The sequence below is a fragment of the Pseudomonas sp. NyZ480 genome, from assembly GCF_029537255.1.
GTDB lineage: Bacteria > Pseudomonadota > Gammaproteobacteria > Pseudomonadales > Pseudomonadaceae > Aquipseudomonas > Aquipseudomonas taiwanensis.
On record NZ_CP120626.1, the window covers coordinates 3,775,511 to 3,793,831 of the forward strand.

The 18,321-nt window shown below is 62.7% G+C and carries 20 protein-coding genes; 3 read left to right on the top strand and 17 right to left on the bottom strand.

Going from position 1 to position 18,321, the window contains the following annotated elements:
- Positions 1-7: 7 nt before the first annotated feature.
- The 5 genes from ccmE to ccmA are packed head-to-tail and all read right to left on the bottom strand — an operon-like array spanning position 8 to position 2,744.
- Positions 8-463 (bottom strand): cytochrome c maturation protein CcmE, encoded by a 456-nt coding sequence (gene ccmE / locus P3R38_RS17270; RefSeq protein WP_023381493.1) that lies wholly within the window; start codon positions 461-463, stop codon positions 8-10.
- Positions 460-636, bottom strand: a complete 177-nt coding sequence (gene ccmD, locus P3R38_RS17275; RefSeq protein WP_023381494.1) for a heme exporter protein CcmD — start codon at positions 634-636, stop codon at positions 460-462. The genes ccmE and ccmD overlap by 4 nt, the downstream gene beginning before the upstream one ends.
- Complete coding sequence (locus P3R38_RS17280; RefSeq protein ID WP_023381495.1) at positions 636-1,400, bottom strand: heme ABC transporter permease; 765 nt, start codon at positions 1,398-1,400, stop codon at positions 636-638. Before P3R38_RS17280 ends, ccmD begins: the two co-directional genes overlap by 1 nt.
- A gap of 46 nt (positions 1,401-1,446) precedes the next feature.
- Positions 1,447-2,115, bottom strand: coding sequence for a heme exporter protein CcmB (gene ccmB, locus P3R38_RS17285; protein ID WP_008096270.1), 669 nt, complete (start codon positions 2,113-2,115; stop codon positions 1,447-1,449).
- Positions 2,112-2,744 (bottom strand): cytochrome c biogenesis heme-transporting ATPase CcmA, encoded by a 633-nt coding sequence (gene ccmA / locus P3R38_RS17290; protein ID WP_277686462.1) that lies wholly within the window; start codon positions 2,742-2,744, stop codon positions 2,112-2,114. The genes ccmB and ccmA overlap by 4 nt, the downstream gene beginning before the upstream one ends.
- Positions 2,745-2,947: 203 nt before the next feature.
- On the opposite strand from ccmA, the gene P3R38_RS17295 reads away from it, so the two are divergent.
- The 3 genes from P3R38_RS17295 to P3R38_RS17305 all read left to right on the top strand — a co-directional run bounded on the left by P3R38_RS17295 (position 2,948) and on the right by P3R38_RS17305 (position 7,683).
- A complete protein-coding gene (locus tag P3R38_RS17295; RefSeq protein WP_104881409.1) occupies positions 2,948-4,504 on the top strand; it encodes a flagellar hook-length control protein FliK in 1,557 nt (518 codons plus the stop codon).
- Positions 4,501-4,839 (top strand): EscU/YscU/HrcU family type III secretion system export apparatus switch protein, encoded by a 339-nt coding sequence (locus P3R38_RS17300; RefSeq protein WP_023381499.1) that lies wholly within the window; start codon positions 4,501-4,503, stop codon positions 4,837-4,839. Before P3R38_RS17295 ends, P3R38_RS17300 begins: the two co-directional genes overlap by 4 nt.
- Positions 4,840-4,920: 81 nt before the next feature.
- A complete protein-coding gene (locus P3R38_RS17305) occupies positions 4,921-7,683 on the top strand; it encodes a DUF6543 domain-containing protein (RefSeq protein ID WP_104883419.1) in 2,763 nt (920 codons plus the stop codon).
- 34 nt (positions 7,684-7,717) lie between these two features.
- Here the strand turns inward: P3R38_RS17305 and P3R38_RS17310 are convergent, their stop codons facing one another.
- The 12 genes from P3R38_RS17310 to fleN form a co-directional block, all read right to left on the bottom strand.
- Entirely contained in the window at positions 7,718-8,113 is a 396-nt protein-coding gene (locus P3R38_RS17310) for a DUF2802 domain-containing protein (RefSeq protein WP_027908246.1), read from the bottom strand.
- A 1-nt stretch (position 8,114) separates the two neighbouring features.
- On the bottom strand, positions 8,115-8,594 hold the full coding sequence (locus P3R38_RS17315; protein WP_003254393.1) for a chemotaxis protein CheW: 480 nt from the start codon (positions 8,592-8,594) through the stop codon (positions 8,115-8,117).
- A gap of 40 nt (positions 8,595-8,634) precedes the next feature.
- Positions 8,635-9,540: a CheW domain-containing protein gene (locus tag P3R38_RS17320; protein WP_023381502.1), complete on the bottom strand. Its 906-nt coding sequence runs from the start codon at positions 9,538-9,540 to the stop codon at positions 8,635-8,637.
- Positions 9,540-10,328, bottom strand: a complete 789-nt coding sequence (locus P3R38_RS17325; protein ID WP_023381503.1) for a ParA family protein — start codon at positions 10,326-10,328, stop codon at positions 9,540-9,542. Before P3R38_RS17325 ends, P3R38_RS17320 begins: the two co-directional genes overlap by 1 nt.
- A gap of 92 nt (positions 10,329-10,420) precedes the next feature.
- The gene (gene motD, locus P3R38_RS17330; protein WP_023381504.1) at positions 10,421-11,278 is read right to left on the bottom strand and encodes a flagellar motor protein MotD; all 858 of its coding nucleotides are present in this window, start codon (positions 11,276-11,278) and stop codon (positions 10,421-10,423) included.
- Between the two features lie 3 nt (positions 11,279-11,281).
- Positions 11,282-12,022: a flagellar motor protein gene (locus P3R38_RS17335; RefSeq protein ID WP_023381505.1), complete on the bottom strand. Its 741-nt coding sequence runs from the start codon at positions 12,020-12,022 to the stop codon at positions 11,282-11,284.
- Positions 12,022-13,155 carry a chemotaxis response regulator protein-glutamate methylesterase gene (locus P3R38_RS17340; protein WP_023381506.1) on the bottom strand — a complete coding sequence of 378 codons (1,134 nt, stop codon included), beginning with the start codon at positions 13,153-13,155 and terminating at the stop codon, positions 12,022-12,024. Before P3R38_RS17340 ends, P3R38_RS17335 begins: the two co-directional genes overlap by 1 nt.
- A 45-nt stretch (positions 13,156-13,200) precedes the next feature.
- Positions 13,201-15,441, bottom strand: coding sequence for a chemotaxis protein CheA (locus P3R38_RS17345; RefSeq protein WP_277686463.1), 2,241 nt, complete (start codon positions 15,439-15,441; stop codon positions 13,201-13,203).
- A 12-nt stretch (positions 15,442-15,453) separates the two neighbouring features.
- Positions 15,454-16,242 carry a protein phosphatase CheZ gene (locus P3R38_RS17350; protein ID WP_023381508.1) on the bottom strand — a complete coding sequence of 263 codons (789 nt, stop codon included), beginning with the start codon at positions 16,240-16,242 and terminating at the stop codon, positions 15,454-15,456.
- Between the two features lie 19 nt (positions 16,243-16,261).
- Positions 16,262-16,636, bottom strand: coding sequence for a chemotaxis response regulator CheY (locus P3R38_RS17355; protein ID WP_104881405.1), 375 nt, complete (start codon positions 16,634-16,636; stop codon positions 16,262-16,264).
- 103 nt (positions 16,637-16,739) lie between these two features.
- Positions 16,740-17,480: an RNA polymerase sigma factor FliA gene (gene fliA / locus P3R38_RS17360; RefSeq protein ID WP_023381510.1), complete on the bottom strand. Its 741-nt coding sequence runs from the start codon at positions 17,478-17,480 to the stop codon at positions 16,740-16,742.
- Positions 17,477-18,310 (bottom strand): flagellar synthesis regulator FleN, encoded by an 834-nt coding sequence (fleN, locus tag P3R38_RS17365; RefSeq protein ID WP_016393812.1) that lies wholly within the window; start codon positions 18,308-18,310, stop codon positions 17,477-17,479. The genes fliA and fleN overlap by 4 nt, the downstream gene beginning before the upstream one ends.
- Positions 18,311-18,321 lie beyond the last annotated feature (11 nt).

Below are 18,321 nucleotides of genomic sequence, written 5' to 3' on the forward strand. Positions count from 1 at the left end.
GCCGCATTCATGGCTTGGACTCCGCACCAGTGGCGGCCTGGCCGCTTTCCTTCAGTGCCTTGGTGACTTCCGGCGGCATGTATTTCTCATCGTGCTTGGCCAACACCTCGTCGGCCACCACCACACCGTCGGCATTGAGCTTGCCCAGGGCAACGATGCCCTGCCCTTCGCGGAACAGGTCAGGCAGGATGCCGCGGTAGGTGATCGGCACCGACTTGTTGAAATCGGTGACCACGAAACGTACGTCCAGCGAGTCGGACGAACGCTGCACCGAGCCTTTTTCCACCATGCCACCGGCACGGATGCGTGTGTCCAGCGGTGCTTCGCCGTTGGCGATCTGGGTCGGTGTATAGAACAGGTTGATGTTCTGCTGCAGGGCGCTCAAGGCAAAGCCGACGGCAACGCCGACACCGGCCAGCAGGCCGAGGATAAGCAACAGGCGTTTCTTGCGCTGCGGATTCACTGGTTGTTCTCCCGGCGCAGACGGCGCGCCTCTTCTTGCAGGTAGCGGCGACGGGCCAGCAAGGGCATGGCGACATTGACCGCCAGCACCGCCATGCAGATGCCGTATGCCGACCAGACGTACAGGGCATGATGACCCATGGCGAGGAAGTCGCCGAATGAAGCAAAGCTCATCACGCCACCCTCCGACCCAGGCTGTTCAGGACTTCTTCACGTACCCAACTAGCCCGCGCCTCGCGCTTGAGCACTTCCAGGCGCATGCGCAGCAGCAGCACGGCACCGAAGAAGCAGTAGAAGCCCAGCGCCGTGAGCAACAGGGGCAACCACATCTCGGCGGGCATCGCCGGTTTTTCCGTCAGGGTGAAGGTGGCGCCCTGGTGCAGGGTGTTCCACCACTCCACCGAGTACTTGATGATCGGGATGTTCACCACTCCGACAATGGCCAGCACCGCGCACGCCTTGGCCGCGCTGTCTCGGTTACTGATCGCCTGGCCGAGGGCGATGATGCCGAAGTACAGGAACAGCAGGATGAGCATCGACGTCAGCCGCGCATCCCACACCCACCAGCTACCCCAGGTCGGCTTGCCCCAGATGGCCCCAGTAACCAGCGCCACGGCGGTCATCCAGGCGCCAATGGGGGCTGCGCACTGCAGCGCGACATCGGCCAGCTTCATCTTCCACACCAGCCCCACTACCCCGGCCACTGCCAACAGCACGTAGCAGGACTGCGCCAGCATGGCCGCCGGTACATGGATATAGATGATGCGGAAGCTGTTGCCTTGCTGGTAATCCTGCGGGGCGAAGGCCAATCCCCAGATCACGCCGGTGACCAGCAGCAAGATGGCGGAGACGGTCAGCCACGGCAGCATTCGACCGCTGATGGCATAGAACCATTTTGGGGAGCCCAGCTTGTGGAACCACGTCCAGCTTATTTTCATCAGGGTACATCCAGGGTATTTGCCGGGCTTGAAAGCCCGGGACTCGTTATTCGCCGACGCTGATCTTGAGGCCGGCGGCGATCGCAAAGGGTGCCAATGTCACTGCCAGGGCAGTCAGGCTGGCAAGCCAGAGCAGATGGCCGGTTGCCGGCATATTCTGCAACGCCGCTTGCAACGCACCACTGCCCAGGATCAATACTGGGATATACAACGGAAGAATCAGCAACGCCAGCAGCAAACCACCTCGCTTGAGCCCGACGGTCAAGGCAGCCCCCACCGCGCCCAGCAGGCTCAGCACGGGAGTACCCAGCAGCAGAGAACCCAGCAGCACCGGCAGGCAGTGGCTCGGCAGGCCCAGCATCAACGCCAGCAGTGGCGCCAACAATACCAGCGCCAACCCAGAAAAGATCCAGTGCGCCAGTACCTTGGCCAGCACCAGCATGGCCAGGGGATGCGGCGACAACACCCATTGCTCCAGCGAGCCATCCTCGAAATCGCTGCGGAACAGGCCATCGAGCGACAGCAACACCGCCAGCAGCGCCGCGACCCAGACCAGACCTGGCGACAAGGTTTGCAACAATTGACTTTCAGGGCCTACCGCCAGCGGAAACAGCGCCACGACGATGGCGAAGAACACCAGCGGGTTGGCCAGCTCGGCCGGGCGGCGAAACAGCAGACGCGCTTCTCGGCGCAACAACAGGATGAATACACTCATGCCGCCCATTGCCCCAGGTTCAGTTCTCGGTAGCCGGAGGGTTTGCGCTCCAGGGTGTGGTGAGTGGTGAGCACCACTGTACCGCCCTGCTCGCAATGGGCCGCAAGGTGCGCCTCCAGTTGCGCCACGCCCTGCTTGTCCAAAGCCGTGAAGGGTTCGTCGAGAATCCACAGCGCTGGGCTGTCGAGGTACAACCGGGCCAGGGCCACACGCCGCTGCTGCCCTGCGGACAGGGTATGGCAGGGCACGTCTTCGAAACCGCGCAGGCCGACGGCCTCCAGTGCATTCGAGATGGCCTCCTCGCTGGCCGGTCGGTGCAAGGCGCACAACCAGGTGAGGTTTTCCTCGGCGGTCAGCAGGTCCTTGATACCAGCGGCGTGACCAATCCACAACAGAATGCTGGCCAAGGCATGGCGCTGCTCGGCCAATGGCTTGCCACCCAGCAGAATCTGCCCGGCAGTAGGCTGCATCAGTCCGGCCAGCAGGCGCAGCAGGCTGGTCTTACCGCTGCCGTTGGGGCCGCTGATCTGCAGCATGTCGCCAGGCCGCAGTTCGAAATGCAGGTGCTCGAACAGCAGGCGCAGGTCGCGCTCGCAGGCAAGGCCCACGGCTTGGAGGTGAAGGGTCACAGGTTCGCCTTATCCAGTTTCGGGATCCTGTTCGGTGTCGTCTTCTTCACGGGTGAACCCGCGATGGAGACGACACCGAACCTGACCCCGGAGTCTCAAGTCGCCCGCCTCGCTGCCGTTATACTGGCAGTGGCGGACGAGCGGCATTATTACATGCGGCGCCTCGCTGCCAAGAGGGCGGGTTCGACAGGTTGTATACAATCATGACTGAAATCAATAGTCTCGGCACACAAACCGCGATCAACCCGCAAGCGATCAAAGCGGCCATGACCGGCGAACTGCTGAGCCTGCTGCAAGCCCAGCCGGGGTTGCTCAAGCCAGGCGAGACCGCGCAGGCCGAGGTGGTTTCGTTGCGCCAGGTGGGCCAGGACTTCCAACTGGTGCTGCGCATTCTTCAGGCCAACGGCAACCAGACCCAGGTGCAGGCCAGCGCCAGCCAGCCACTGCCCCAGGGCAGCCAGATCACCGTGAGCCAGCCAGAGAGCAATCGCCTGGCGGTGATGGTGCAGCAGGCCGGTGCCAGCAATATCGCCACCCTCACCCGCCTGGACACCAGCAAGGTCCCGGTCGGTACTCTGCTGCAAGGCAAGGTGCTGACCAATCAGCCCTTGCCACAGGCTCCGGGTCAGACGGCCAACTTCCGCTCGCTGGTGAGCCTGCTCAACAGTGCCCAGGCCGGGGCCACCCTGACCATCGACAGCCCTCGCCCGCTACCGGTGGGCAGCCTGCTGAGCGCGCTGGTGCAGGGTGACCAGTCGCTGAAGTTCGTACCCCTGAGCGGTCGTCAGGATCAACTGAGCATTGCCCAGCAACTCGTCACCCAGCAAAGCCGCCAGGCCTCGTTGCCAGGCCTGCTCAACGCCTTGCAGCAGATCACCCGCGACCCTGGCAGCAATGGCGAGGTACGCGCCATCGCCGAGCGCGTGCTGGCCAACTTGCCTGAAGTGCGTCAGCTCGGGGATGTGAAAGCCATCGCCCAGGCGCTGGGCAACAGCGGCGCCTTTCTTGAAGCGAAACTGCTAAGCGGGCAGCCCGCCGGCGTGGCCACGGACCTCAAGGCGCAACTGGTCAGGCTGGTGGCGCAAGCCTCCGCGCAAGCGCCCATCGCGCCTTCGACCAGCGCCTCGACACTGGCCCAGGTCATGCCCGCCGTCGCCCGTGGTGCCCTGGGCATGCTTGAGCGTGTCACGCCAAAACCGCCACCTGGGGCCTTTCCGCTGCCTTCTCGGCTGATGCAGGCGATGGAGGACGAAAGCGACCTGCAACAGCTGCTACGCCTGGCCGCAGCCGCCATCTCGCGAGTGCAGAGCCATGCACTGAGCAGCCTGCAACAAACCGGCAACCTGGAAAATGGCAACCTGCAGACCACCTGGCAGACTGAAATCCCGGTTCGTCACGGCCAGGAGTTCATTCCTTTGCAGGTGAAGCTGCAACGCGAGGAAACCCCGCAGCAGCAAGCCGACCGCCAGCGCGAGCCGCAGCCCCTGGGTGAAGCCTTGTGGCGTATCGAGCTGGCCTTCGACCTTGCCCCATTGGGACCCTTGCAGGTTCAGGCCCAACTGAGCCGGGGCCGGCTTTGCGGGCAATTGTGGGCAGAACGTGAGCGGACCGCCCAGCTGATCGACAGTCAACTGGGTGAGCTGCGCGCGCGCCTTCTGGCGCGTGGCGTGGATGTCGGCGACCTGGAGTGCCACCCGGGCATTCCACCGCACGGGCCACGTACCCGCGTCGAACAACGTTGGGTGGACGAAACCGCATGAGCTACCCGCAACCACGCCAGGCTATCGCCCTGAGCTATGACGGCCAAAACGCCCCTACCCTCAGCGCCAAGGGCGAAGACGAACTGGCCGAGGCCATTCTCGCCCTGGCCCGCGAACACGAAGTACCGATCTACGAGAACGCCGAACTGGTGCGCCTGCTGGCACGCCTGGAGTTGGGCGAGCAGATTCCCGAGGCACTGTACCTGACGATCGCTGAGATCATCGCCTTTGCCTGGCAGCTGCGCGGCAAGGTGCCCTATGGTTTCGACGATTCTCCTCCGGGCGAGCGTGACGTGACCGAAGTGCTGCCGGGCCTGCCTGCTCCAGGCCACTGAGTTGTCGGGCAAGCATTATCTACCGTTGCGCTGGCGCTGAGTCGGTCGATGCTATGGCTTTTCACAGCCACGGAGATCGACATGCCCAGCTCTCGGATCAACACTGCCGGCGTCCAGTTCGTACGCGACCATCTGGCCACTGTTCCTCGACCCGATCGCGAGGCCAGCCGCGCGATTGGCGACTGGCTATCGGCACAAGGTGTGGACCTCGACCCTGATCAGGTCGATGTGGTAACGCTGCATGTCCATCCAGATGGCGTCGCCAGTTACCAGGCCGTTGTCGTGCAATGCATAAGCCTCACTCAGGCCGTGCTGATGAACTGGCAAGGCGAGACCAACAACGATTTTTTCGGTGGGCTGTTCAACCAGCCGTGGGCCGGCAAGCTTCCTGGCGATGGCCCGATTACTATCGTCGATCGGTTACCAGCGCAACCCTTGACCGATAACGGCGCGTGGTACCAGGTGTTCAACGGCCTGTTCAGGCGCACCACACCCGCCCGTTACGACCACTCGACACTGCTCGACGTGCGTGCCGAAGCACTGCAACGTCACATCGAGGCGCTGGATTTCCACAGTCGCTACACGGCATTGCTGGATGCGTACTGGCGGGACCATCTGCCAGGCTACCGCCTGTGCTGCAAACTCAATTTCATCGCCGCCTGCAACAAGCAGATTGCTGAAGGCAGCCTCAGCGATGCAGCACGCAAGCTCGCCTGGCGCGCCGCAGGCCTGATTCCCCGTGGCAAGGGCTTGCGCCTGAGCACCTTGAACATCTATGGCTATGCCGCCACCGACCTGCTGTACCTCAACGACGCCAGCTCCGACCTGACCCTGCTCTATGCACCCGGCAACAGCTCGCCTCTGCTGGAGTTCGCCAGTGAAGAGCTGCTCAAGGACTGGGTGGGCCAGCAGTGCAGGAATGCCGCCAGCCGCCAGGCCCTGAAACGACACTTTCGCTTGGCCGATGGCCCTCAAGGTATCGACTTCAGCGGCCTGGACACCGCCCTGGAAGGGCTGGGGGTCTACCCGCTCAACCACAGGCTTCCCCCGGAACATGGTTACTTCAACGATGACGGTCGCTGGCCGCCGCGCACCTACGTCAACTACCGACCAGGCAAGTACAACCCGAGGATCACCGGCGACCTGTTCCAGGCGCTGGCCGAGCGCCAGCGTCAACGCACTTATGACGATGCCGATTTCATGATCACCAGCAACGCTGAGGTGACCAAGTCCAAATGGGCCAGTTACCTGAACGCCACCCTCAACTTCGTGGCCCCCCTCACTTTCGTGGTGCCAGGGCTGGCACCCTTGCTGGCCGTAGGGGGCATCGCACAGATTGCCCTGGGTCTGGATCGGGCTATCAACGGCAGATCCCTTCGGGCCAAGCAAGCCGGTGTCGGCAGTGTGGCCTGGGGGCTATTGAACGCCGCGCCCGCAGTAGCGCATGCAGCATCCCAGGGCGGTAAGCTGTTCAGTTTCAAATCGGGCGATTTCGTCAGACCGGTGCGAGTCAACGAGCAGTGGGGATACCCACTTAGCCCCATGGATCCGCCGCACCTGCCGGAACTGGACGTGGCGCCGTTCTTCGAGGCTGGACCAGCGCGTGCAGAGCAATTGCCTGCAGCAGAGGTCTTTCCGGTCGGTCGTTCGGTGGACTGGGCGACCAAGACACAAGTCATCACTGGCAGCTATGCCGTCGATGGCTACCTGGTAGAGCTCGACCTTGTCTACGATATCGAGTTCGATGTGTTCGTCGAAAAAAGCGAACTGAACAGTGTCGAGCCGACTGTGTATGAAGCCCGCCCAGGTGATCCGTTGGTGCGTCGGGTCATGCCTGGCCCACGCCATGTGACCGACGACATGCGCATGGCCACGCTGCGCAGACTTGGCGTAGACTTGCAGTTGCCGCTGCACATCCCCGACACACCAATTGGCGCACGCCCGATTCCAAAGAAGATTTCGTCGCTGTGGGTCGGCGACAAGGTGATCGCCCCGAACCTGGTGGAAAACCTCGCCAGAAACGCCAGGCGCTTGAATAGCACTCAGTACCAGTACCGCTTGTTCCTTTCCAACGCCCATCCCCAGGTCTATGAACAAAACTTCCGCCAGCTGACCGAGAACGCCCCTGGCTTGCGGGTGGAACCGCTCGAGGAGCAGCCGTTCTTTCAGACGTTCAGCACCAGCAAGCATTACCCGCAGTATCGAGCTGCACTGGAGGGCAATGGCGGCGTCGCCACCAACTACAGCTCAGCCTCGGACGTGCTGCGCTATCCCATGCTGTATCAGGAGGGTGGTCTTTACATGGATGTCGACGATGAGCTGCTCGAGGCGGGTGGGCAGCATTCCGGATGCATAGGCACCGACGCATGCACCGCGCAAACCCTGGACGATGTCGTGCTAGCCACTACCGATGATGGGCTGTTGCTGCACCCTCCCCTGAGCAACAACCTGCTCGACATGGAAATTCAATACAACACCAGCATGATCGGAAGCCACCCTGGCAATCCGACGCTGCTGGCCATTTCCGAGGAGATGCATGCCCGCTACCAACGCCATCCTGACTTCTACCGCGTCAGGCCCGACCGCGCCCAGGACCCGGAGGCATTCCACGCCTACACGCGACGCCTGAGCCAACTGACCGGGCCGGCAATGATGAACGATGTGATCGACCGCTTGCTGCCAGACCTCTACCGACTGCGGCAGATCGAAAGGCTGATGAAACTGCCGGTCATCAACGGCCGTGCCTATGTCGACGTTCAACGCTGGAGCACCGCCGAGCGCGCGCTGACGCCCCTTGGGCGGTTCGCGCGGGTTGGCAGCGCGCAATCCTGGATCAGCCACTGAACGAAGAAGGCGACCTCTCGGTCGCCTCCCTGTATCACTCGGTGCGGTGCAGCTTGCTCATCAGCTCCGCCTCGGCCTGGGTCAGCCCACAGGTCTCGGTCAACTCGGCAACGCTCGCCCCCATGCCCACCAGCTTGGCGGCCTGGGTGAAGGTGACGTTGCTGGGATCACGCTGCTCCAGCCGCTCCAGCCGGTCAGGCAGGGTCGCCACGGCCGCACGGATTTCGTGGATCGCTTCGCCCATGCGCACGGTGACGTTCTGGTAATCGTCCAGGCGCTTGGCCAGGTCCTTGATGCGCTGGTCGCGCAGTGCATCGCCCTGGGCCTGCTGGGCAGCCAGTTCACGCTGACGCTTGCTGTAGTTGAGGAAGAACCACAGGCTCAACGCCCAGAGCAGCGCCAGGAAGATGACAGCAACCTCGAAAATCAACTCAGATGTTCTCCAGCTCGGACCACTCTTCCTCGGTCATCATCTTGTCCAGCTCGACCAGAATCAGCAGTTCGCCGTTCTTGTTGCATACGCCCTGGATGAACTTGGCCGACTCTTCGTTACCGACGTTTGGCGCGGTTTCGATTTCAGACTGGCGCAGGTAGACCACTTCGGCAACGCTATCGACAAGAATGCCGACCACCTGCTTGTCGGCCTCGATGATCACGATACGGGTGTTGTCGGTGACCTCGGTAGGCATCAGGCCGAAGCGCTGACGGGTGTCGATCACCGTCACCACGTTGCCGCGCAGGTTGATGATACCCAGTACGTAGCTCGGGGCACCTGGCACCGGGGCGATCTCGGTGTAGCGCAGGACTTCCTGCACCTGCATGACGTTGATGCCGTAGGACTCGTTATCCAGACGGAAGGTTACCCACTGCAGAATCGGATCTTCAGAACCCTGTGCGGACGACTTTTTCATTCCCCTACCCCTCGAAATCCGCCAACGGCGGTGTGTTCTGTCATTTATGTTTAGCGTGCATCTGCTTCACGGCGCCGCTGGCGATCAACTCAGCCAGTTCGGCGACGTCGAGCAAAGCACACATGTGTTCGATCACCGTGCCAGCCAGCCAGGGGCGCTGGCCACGTTGGCTGCGCCACTTGATTTCGGCCGGGTCCAGACGCAGGGAACGGCTGACCTGGTGCACGGCCAACCCCCATTCGTAGCCCTGGACGGAAATCACGTACTGCAGGCCCTGACGGAAATCATCGCGGTAGCGATCAGGCATCACCCAGCGTGCGGTATCCAGCACCTTGAGGTTGCCCGCCTGGCAGCTGAGGATCCCGAGGAACCAGTCCGGCTGGCCGAACAACGGCGTCAACTCCTGACCGGCCAGGCTGTAGATCGAGCCTAGGCAGACAAGGGGTACCGCCAAGGTCAAGCCGGCCACGTCGAACAGCAAGCACTCGAACGGCTCGGCCGCCCAGGCGGGTCTTCCGTCGAGGGTGGCAGGTGGTACGGGCAGGTTCGGCGCTGGCAGATGCACATCGACCAACGGTGCCACCGGCTCGACGGCCGACTCGGTCAGGACCGGAACGCTGGCTTCGGCCACCACTTCGGTCTCGACCACGGTGACAACCGGCGCCTCGACCGGCAAAACCGTTGGCAAGACCTTGGCCTTCGGCTCGGCGAATGGCCTGGGGGCGACGCTGGCTAGCGCTGCTGGTGCCGGCTGCTGCCGCGCATCCCGGGCCTGCTCCTCGCGTACGGCAGCGGCGAATTCGTCGCTGGGCTGCGCGTCGGCCACCTTGGCGGCCGGCGCTTCGTGAATGTCTTCTACCTCGGTGGCTTCCTGCAGCAGGCCATCAAGATAGGATTGCAGGGCCAGTTGTGGCCGGGTGCTGACTGGCTGGGCATGTTGCGTCATCAGGCCACCTGCAATGCGGATTTGTAGGTCAGCAAGTGCTTGAGCAGTGCCCGGTAGGCGATAACGCCGCGGCTCTTGCCATCGAACTGCGAAGGCGTGACGCCATTGCGGCTGGCATCGCGCAGGCGCGTATCGACCGGGATATAGCCTTGCCAGACATGCTCCCCGTAGGTATCGCGCAGCAGTTTGAGGGTACCCAGCGAAGCTTGGGTACGACGGTCGAACAGGGTCGGCACGATCTGATAGGGCAAGGCTTGCTTACGTGAGCGGTTGACCATCGCCAAGGTACCGATCATCCGCTCCAGGCCCTTGACGGCCAAAAATTCGGTCTGCACTGGAACGACCAGTTGCTGGCTCGCGGCCAGGGCGTTGACCATCAGCACGCCGAGCAAGGGCGGGCTGTCGATCAAGGCAAAGTCGAAATCCTGCCACAGCTGCGCCAGACTCTTGGCGATGACCAGGCCCAGGCCACTCTGCCCCGGCGACTGGCGCTCCAGCACCGCCAGCGCGGTGCTCGATGGCAGCAGCGAAATACGCTCGTCGCTGGTCGGCAGCAGCAATTGCCCCGGCAGCCCCTCAGGCACCGTGCCCTTGTGCAAGAACAGGTCGTAGCAGCTGTGCTCCAGCGCATCGGGGTTGTGCCCGAAGTAACTGGTCATCGAGCCGTGCGGGTCGAGGTCGACCACGACCACGCGCTTGCCCGCCTCGGCCAGAAGGCCGGCCAGGGCAATGGTGCTGGTGGTCTTGCCGACGCCACCTTTTTGATTGGCTACTGCCCAGACTCTCATAGGACAACTCTAGACTCATTGATGCCGCAGAAACCCCGTGGAAGCCGGCTCGCCGGCTCCTACAGGGCTAGCGGTGACAGAGAATTGACGATTCACTGCCCCGCCGCCGTTACTGGTGTTGCCGGTGCACTTTGTGTGCCAGCGCGGCGCAATGCAGCGTCCGGCGTGGCGTTGGCGCTGCCTGAACCGGTCAGGCTGCGACGCACTTCAAGGTTGCGGGAAATCACCAATACCACCCGACGATTACGCGCACGCCCCTCGGCGGTGTCGTTGGTGGCCACAGGCTGATACTCGCCATAGCCTACCGAGGCCATGCGTGCGGGATTGACGCCTTCCATGGCCAACAGCCGGACGATGCTGGCCGCCCGGGCCGACGACAGTTCCCAGTTGGTCGGGTATTGCGCGGTACGGATCGGCTGGTTGTCGGTGAAGCCCTCGACATGCACCGGGTTGGCGAACGGTTTGAGGATGCGCCCCACCTTCTCGATGATGTCGAAGGCCTTGTCGCTGGGCATGGCATCGCCACTGCCGAACAGCAGCGAGGAGTTCAGCTCGATCTCCACCCACAGTTCGTTGCCGCGCACCGTCATCTGGTCGGACTTGATCAAGTCGCCAAAGGCATCACGCACATCGTCGCTGATGGTCTTGAGCGGGTCGCTGTTGGTCTGCGCGAGGCCCGCATCGGTCTGCTCGCTGTCTTTGATCAGCGGTTCGGCAGGCTTGACGCTCAGCGGTTGCTCGTCGCCGATGGGGATCGGCTTCATGCTCCGCTCAGGGTCGTTGAACACCCCCAGCAACGCTTGCGAGATGACCTTGTACTTGCCCTCGTTGATCGAGGAAATCGAATACATGACCACGAAGAAAGCGAACAGCAAGGTGATGAAGTCGGCGTATGACACCAACCAGCGTTCGTGATTCTCGTGTTCCTCGGTATGACGACGGCGACGCATGGGTTACTCCATGAAGCCTTGCAGCTTCAGCTCGATGGAGCGTGGGTTTTCACCTTCGGCAATCGACAGCAAGCCTTCGAGCAGCATCTCGCGATAGCGCGACTGACGCATGACGATGGACTTGAGCTTGTTGGCGATCGGCAACAGGATCAGGTTGGCGCTGGCCACACCGTAGATCGTCGCGACGAACGCGACCGCGATGCCATTGCCCAGCTGCGACGGGTCGGCCAAGTTGCCCATTACATGGATCAGGCCCATCACCGCACCGATGATACCGATGGTCGGCGCATAGCCACCCATGCTTTCGTAGACCTTGGCGGCCTGGATATCGCGGCTTTCCTGGGTCAGGAAGTCCACCTCCAGGATGCTGCGGATCGACTCGGGCTCGGCGCCATCCACCAACAGCTGCAACCCTTTGCGGGCATAAGGGTCCGGCTCGGCATCAGCCACGCCTTCCAGGCCCAGCAGGCCCTCCTTGCGCGCGGTCAGGCTCCAGTTCACCACACGGTCGATACCGCCAGGCAGGTCGACCCGAGGCGGGAAGAAAATCCAGCGCAGGATCTGCAGCGCCCGCTTGAATGCCGACAATGGCGACTGCAGCAACGCCGCCGCCAGGGTGCCGCCCAACACGATCAGCGCCGCCGGGCCGTTGAGCAGGGCACCAACATGGCCACCTTCGAGGAAGTTGCCGCCGACAATGGCGACGAAGGCCAGGATCAGGCCGATCAGGCTTAGAACATCCATCAGACGCAGGCCTCGACCAAGTGCTTGCCGATCTCATCCAGGCTGTACACCGCATCAGCCAGATTGGCCTTGACGATGGCCATTGGCATGCCATAGATCACGCAGCTGGCTTCATCCTGGGCCCACACCGTGCTGCCGCCCTGCTTGAGCAGGCGCGCCCCTTCGCGACCGTCGGCACCCATGCCGGTGAGCACCACGGAGAGCACCTTGTCGCCATAGGACTTGGCCGCCGAACCGAAGGTGATGTCCACGCAGGGCTTGTAGTTCAGACGCTCGTCGCCCGGCAGGATCTTCACCGTGCCACGTCCGTCGATCATCATCTGCTTGCCGCCTGGGGCCAGCAGAGCCAGGCCTGGGCGCAGCATGTCGCCGTCCTCGGCCTCTTTGACGCTGATCTTGCACAGCTTGTCCAGACGTTCGGCGAACGCCTTGGTGAAGGCGGCCGGCATGTGCTGGATCAGCACGATCGGTGCCGGGAAGCTGGCCGGTAGCTGGGTCAACACCCGCTGCAGCGCGACCGGTCCACCGGTGGAGGTGCCGATGGCGACCAGCTTGTAGGGCTTGCGCTTGGGGGCTGGCGAATGGGCAGCTGCGGGTGCCGTCGCGGCTGGACGGACTGGCGCAGCGGGACGTGCCGGCGTGGGGCTGGCAAGACTGCTGGTTGGCGCGTGGCCAATGGCTGCTGGGGCTGGCGCGGTGACCGGCACCTGACTTGCGTAGCTGCCAAGGCGGCGGTTGCTGCGCGAGATGGTATGGACCTTCTCGCAGAGCAGTTGCTTGACCTTTTCCGGATTGCGGGAAATGTCTTCGAAATTCTTCGGCAGGTAATCCACCGCGCCAGCATCCAGCGCGTCGAGGGTAACCCGGGCGCCTTCGTGGGTCAGCGAGGAGAACATCAACACCGGCGTCGGGCAACGCTGCATGATGTGCCGTACCGCGGTGATGCCATCCATCATGGGCATTTCATAGTCCATGGTGATGACATCGGGTTTGAGCGCCAGTGCCTGGTCGATCGCTTCCCTGCCGTTGGTCGCGGTACCGACGACCTGGATCGTCGGGTCCGCCGAAAGGATTTCCGAAACGCGGCGGCGGAAGAAACCGGAATCATCCACCACCAGGACCTTGACTGCCATAAACACTCCATTAGGTGGCGCAACCGCCAGGCGGCGCCACCGAAATCAATAACGCCGGGCGGCGTAACGCTTGAGCATGCTCGGAACGTCGAGAATCAGCGCAATGCGCCCGTCACCGGTGATGGTGGCACCGGACATGCCCGGTGTGCCCTGCAGCATCTTGCCCAGCGGCTTGATCACCACCTCTTCCTGGCCCACCAACTGGTCGACCACGAAGCCGATACGTTGAGTACCGACCGAAAGAATCACCACATGGCCTTCGCGCTGCTCCTCGTGCACCTGGTCCTGGACCAGCCAGCGCTTGAGGTAGAACAGCGGCAATGCCTTGTCGCGCACGATCACCACTTCCTGGCCGTCGACCACGTTGGTACGCGACAGGTCGAGGTGGAAGATCTCGTTGACGTTGACCAACGGGAAGGCGAACGCCTGGTTGCCCAGCATCACCATCAGGGTCGGCATGATCGCCAGGGTCAGCGGCACCTTGATGACGATCTTCGAGCCCTGGCCCTTGGCCGAGAAGATGTTGATCGAGCCGTTGAGCTGGGAAATCTTGGTCTTCACCACGTCCATGCCCACGCCACGGCCGGACACGTCGGAGATCTCGGTCTTGGTCGAGAAGCCTGGGGCGAAGATCAGGTTGTAGCAGTCCGACTCGCTCAGGCGATCGGCCGCGTCTTTGTCCATCAGGCCCTTTTCCACGGCCTTGGCACGCAGGATGCTCGGGTCCATGCCCTTGCCGTCATCGGAAATCGACAGCAGGATGTGGTCGCCTTCCTGCTCGGCGGACAACACCACCCGGCCGGTCCGGGCCTTGCCTGCGGCCTCGCGTTCGTCGGGCATTTCCACGCCGTGGTCGACGGCGTTGCGCACCAGGTGCACCAACGGATCGGCCAGGGCCTCGACCAGGTTCTTGTCCAGGTCGGTCTCTTCGCCGACCAGCTCCAGGTTGATCTCTTTCTTGAGCTGGCGAGCCAGGTCACGGACCAGGCGCGGGAAGCGGCCGAAGACTTTCTTGATCGGCTGCATGCGGGTTTTCATGACCGCGGTCTGCAAGTCGGCGGTGACCACGTCGAGGTTCGACACGGCCTTGGACATGGCTTCGTCGCCGCTATTGAGGCCCAGGCGCACCAAGCGGTTACGCACCAGTACCAGTTCGCCGACCATGTTCATGATCTCGTCCAGACGCGCCGTGTCGACCCGCACGGTGGTCTCCGCTTCGCTGGCCGCATGCTTGTCGGCGGCAGGCGCTGGGCTGCGGGCAGGGGCTGCAGGCTTGGCGGCCGCCGCAGGTGCAGCGACGGGCGCAGCAGCCGGGGCCGGCTTGGCTGCCGGCTGGCTCTCGGCCTTGGCCGCTACCGGCGCTGCGACAGCGGCAGGTGCCTCTGCGGCGACGCTTTCACCCGAGAACTTGCCTTTGCCGTGCAACTGATCGAGCAGCGCTTCGAACTCGTGTTCGCTGATCTCGTCACCGCTGGCAGTTGCCGATGCCGCTGGGGACTGGGCTGCGGGCGCGGCTGCCGAAGGCAAAGCGTCGGCCTGGAACGAGCCTTTGCCGTGCAACTGATCGAGCAGCGACTCGAATTCTTCGTCGGTGATTTCATCGCTCGCCGGTGCGCTGGCCGCCGCTTGCGGCTCGGCGGCGGCGAGCTCGGGCGAGAACTGGCCCTTGCCGTGCAACTGATCGAGCAACGATTCGAATTCGGCATCGGTGATTTCATCGCCACTGCCGGTCAGCGTTTCGCCCTGCAGCTGCTCGGAAGCGGCCTCGGCCTGGGCTTTCACGGCATCGAGCGAGTCGAGCAGTTGTTCGAATTCGGTGTCGGTGATATCGGCTTCGGCGACGGCCTGTTCGGCCACCGGCGCGGCTTCGACCACCGGCGCGGCGACCTCGGCCCCGGCCGGCTCGGCCAAGCGCGAGAGCGCCGCCAGCAGTTCAGACGTGGCTGGCGTGATCTCGCTGCGCTCGCGCACCTGGCCGAACATGCTGTTGACCGTGTCCAGGGCTTCCAGGACCACGTCCATCAGTTCCGCATCGACCCGGCGCTCACCTTTGCGCAGGATGTCGAACACGTTCTCCGCGATATGGCAGCACTCCACCAGCTCATTGAGCTGAAGGAAGCCGGCGCCCCCTTTTACAGTGTGAAAACCGCGAAAGATCGCATTGAGCAGGTCAGCATCGTCAGGCCGGCTTTCCAGCTCGACCAGTTGCTCGGACAGTTGCTCAAGAATTTCGCCGGCTTCTACCAGGAAATCCTGAAGGATTTCTTCATCGGCGCCGAAGCTCATTAAACGTGCTCCCTAAAAACCCAGACTGGACAGCAGATCATCGACATCGTCCTGACCGGACACGACGTCTTCACGCTTATCGGCATGAATCTGCGGACCTTCACCCCGGGTTGGATGTTTTTCTTGATCTTTTTCAGCGCGCAGCTGCTGGTGGTCATGTTCGATACCGGCAAAACGGTCGACCTGACTGGCCATCAGCACGAGCTTGAGCAGATTGCTTTCTACTTCGGTGACCAGTGCGGTTACCCGCTTGATCACCTGGCCGGTCAGGTCCTGATAGTCCTGAGCCAGCAAGATATCGTTGAGGTGGCCGGCGACCTTGCGGTTCCCGTCGGCGCTATGCGTCAGGAAACTGTCGACGCGCTTGACCAGCTCACGAAACTCCGGTGCTGCCACCTCGCGGCGCATGAACCGTTGCCAGTCAACGCTCAGGGCCTGGGCCTCGGCGGACAGCTCGTTGAGTACCGGCGTGCTCTGCTCCACCAGGTCCATGGTGCGGTTGGCCGCACCCTCGGTGAGTTTGACCACGTAGGACAGGCGCTCGGTGGCGTCGGTGATCTGCGAGACCTCCTCGGCCTGCGGCATGCGCGGGTCGATCTGGAAGCTGACGATCGCGCTGTGCAGCTCGCGGGTGAGCTTGCCGACTTCCTGATACAAGCCACGGTCGCGGGTCTGGTTCAGCTGATGGATCAGCTGCACCGCATCGCCGAAACGTCCCCGTTCCAGGCTCTCGACCAACTCCTCGGCATGTTTCTTCAGGGTCGATTCGAACTCGCCCAAAGACGTATGTGATGGTTCCATGGCGCCCCCCTTACGTGCCTCAGCCGTTAACGCGCTCGAAGATTTTCTCGATCTTTTCCTTGAGCACTTGGGCAGTGAAAGGCTTGACCACGTAGCCATTGACGCCGGCCTGGGCCGCTTCGATGATCTGGTCGCGCTTGGCTTCGGCGGTCACCATCAGCACCGGCATCCCCTTGAGGCGATCATGGGCGCGCACTTTGCGCAACAGGTCGATCCCGGACATGCCCGGCATGTTCCAGTCGGTCACCAGGAAATCGTAATGGCCACTTTCGAGCATCGGCAGCGCCGTGGTGCCGTCGTCGGCTTCATCGGTATTGGTGAAACCCAGATCACGCAACAGGTTCTTGATGATCCGCCGCATCGTCGAAAAGTCGTCAACGATGAGGATTTTCATGTCTTTGTTCAATTAGACCTCCAAGCAGTCTCAAACGCGCTCGGCCCCGAGCACGCATTCAATCAATTCGGTACAACGTGAAACGACTGCAACGACCCCAGGCTCAACGTGCCCGCCATTCCCCAAGACGACTGCGCAGGCGCGCCGCGCATTGGCTGTGCAGCTGGCTGACACGCGATTCGCTGACCCCAAGCACCTCACCGATTTCCTTGAGGTTCAGCTCTTCGTCGTAGTACAGCGCCAGCACCAGCCGCTCACGCTCCGGCAAGTTGGCGATCGCATCGGTCAGGGCAGCCTGGAAGCGTTCGTCCTCCAGATCGCGCGACGGCTCGATCTGGCCGCTGGCCCCATCCTCGTGCAACCCTTCGTGCTCGCCGTCCTGCAACAGGTCGTCGAAGCTGAACAGGCGACTGCCCAGGGTATCGTTCAAAATCCCGTAGTAATCATCGAGACTCAATTGAAGTTCGGCAGCAACTTCGTGATCTTTAGCGTCGCGACCTGTTCTGGCTTCAACAGACCGCATCGCGTCACTGACCATGCGCGTGTTTCGGTGCACGGAACGCGGCGCCCAATCGCCCTTGCGCACCTCGTCGAGCATCGCGCCACGGATTCGAATACCCGCATAGGTTTCGAAGCTTGCGCCCTTGCTGGCGTCGTATTTGTTGGCCACTTCCAGGAGGCCGATCATGCCGGCCTGGATCAGGTCCTCCACCTGGACATTGGCTGGCAGACGGGCCAGCAGGTGGTAGGCGATGCGTTTGACCAGTGGCGCATACCGCTCCACCAGTTCGTACTGGGCATCCTTGGACGCCCTGCTGTACATCTTGAAACCGCTCGCGTTCATAGGACCGGCCCTGCGCTGGTGGGCTGCACCAGACGCTCGACGAAGAATTCCAGGTGCCCGCGGGGGTTGGCCGGCAGCGGCCAGCTGTCGACCTTCTGCGCAATGGCCTTGAACGCCAGGGCGCACTTGGACCGCGGGAAGGCTTCATACACGGCGCGCTGTTTCTGAACTGCCTTGCGCACGCATTCGTCATACGGCACGGCGCCGACGTATTGTAGGGCGACGTCAAGGAAGCGATCGGTGACCTTGGTCAACTTGGCGAACAGATTGCGCCCTTCCTGCGGGCTCTGCGCCATGTTGGCCAGCACACGGAAACGGTTCATGCCGTAGTCACGGTTGAGCAGCTTGATCAGCGCGTAGGCGTCGGTGATCGAGGTCGGCTCGTCACACACCACCAGCAGCACTTCCTGGGCGGCGCGCACGAAGCTGACTACCGAGTCACCAATACCCGCAGCAGTGTCGATCACCAGCACGTCGAGGTTGTCGCCGATCTCGCTGAATGCCTGGATAAGCCCTGCATGCTGGGCAGGCGCCAGGTGCACCATGCTCTGCGTGCCTGAGGCCGCTGGCACGATCCGCACACCGCCTGGGCCTTGCAGCAGGACATCGCGCAGCTCGCAACGCCCCTCGATCACATCGGCCAGGGTGCGCTTGGGCGTCAGGCCCAGCAGTACGTCGACATTGGCAAGGCCCAGGTCGGCGTCCAGCAGCATGACCCGCCGACCAAGCTCAGCCAGCGCCAGGGACAGGTTCACTGAAACGTTAGTCTTGCCGACGCCACCTTTGCCACCGGTTACGGCGATCACCTGTACGGGATGCATGCTACCCATGTCTGTTGTTT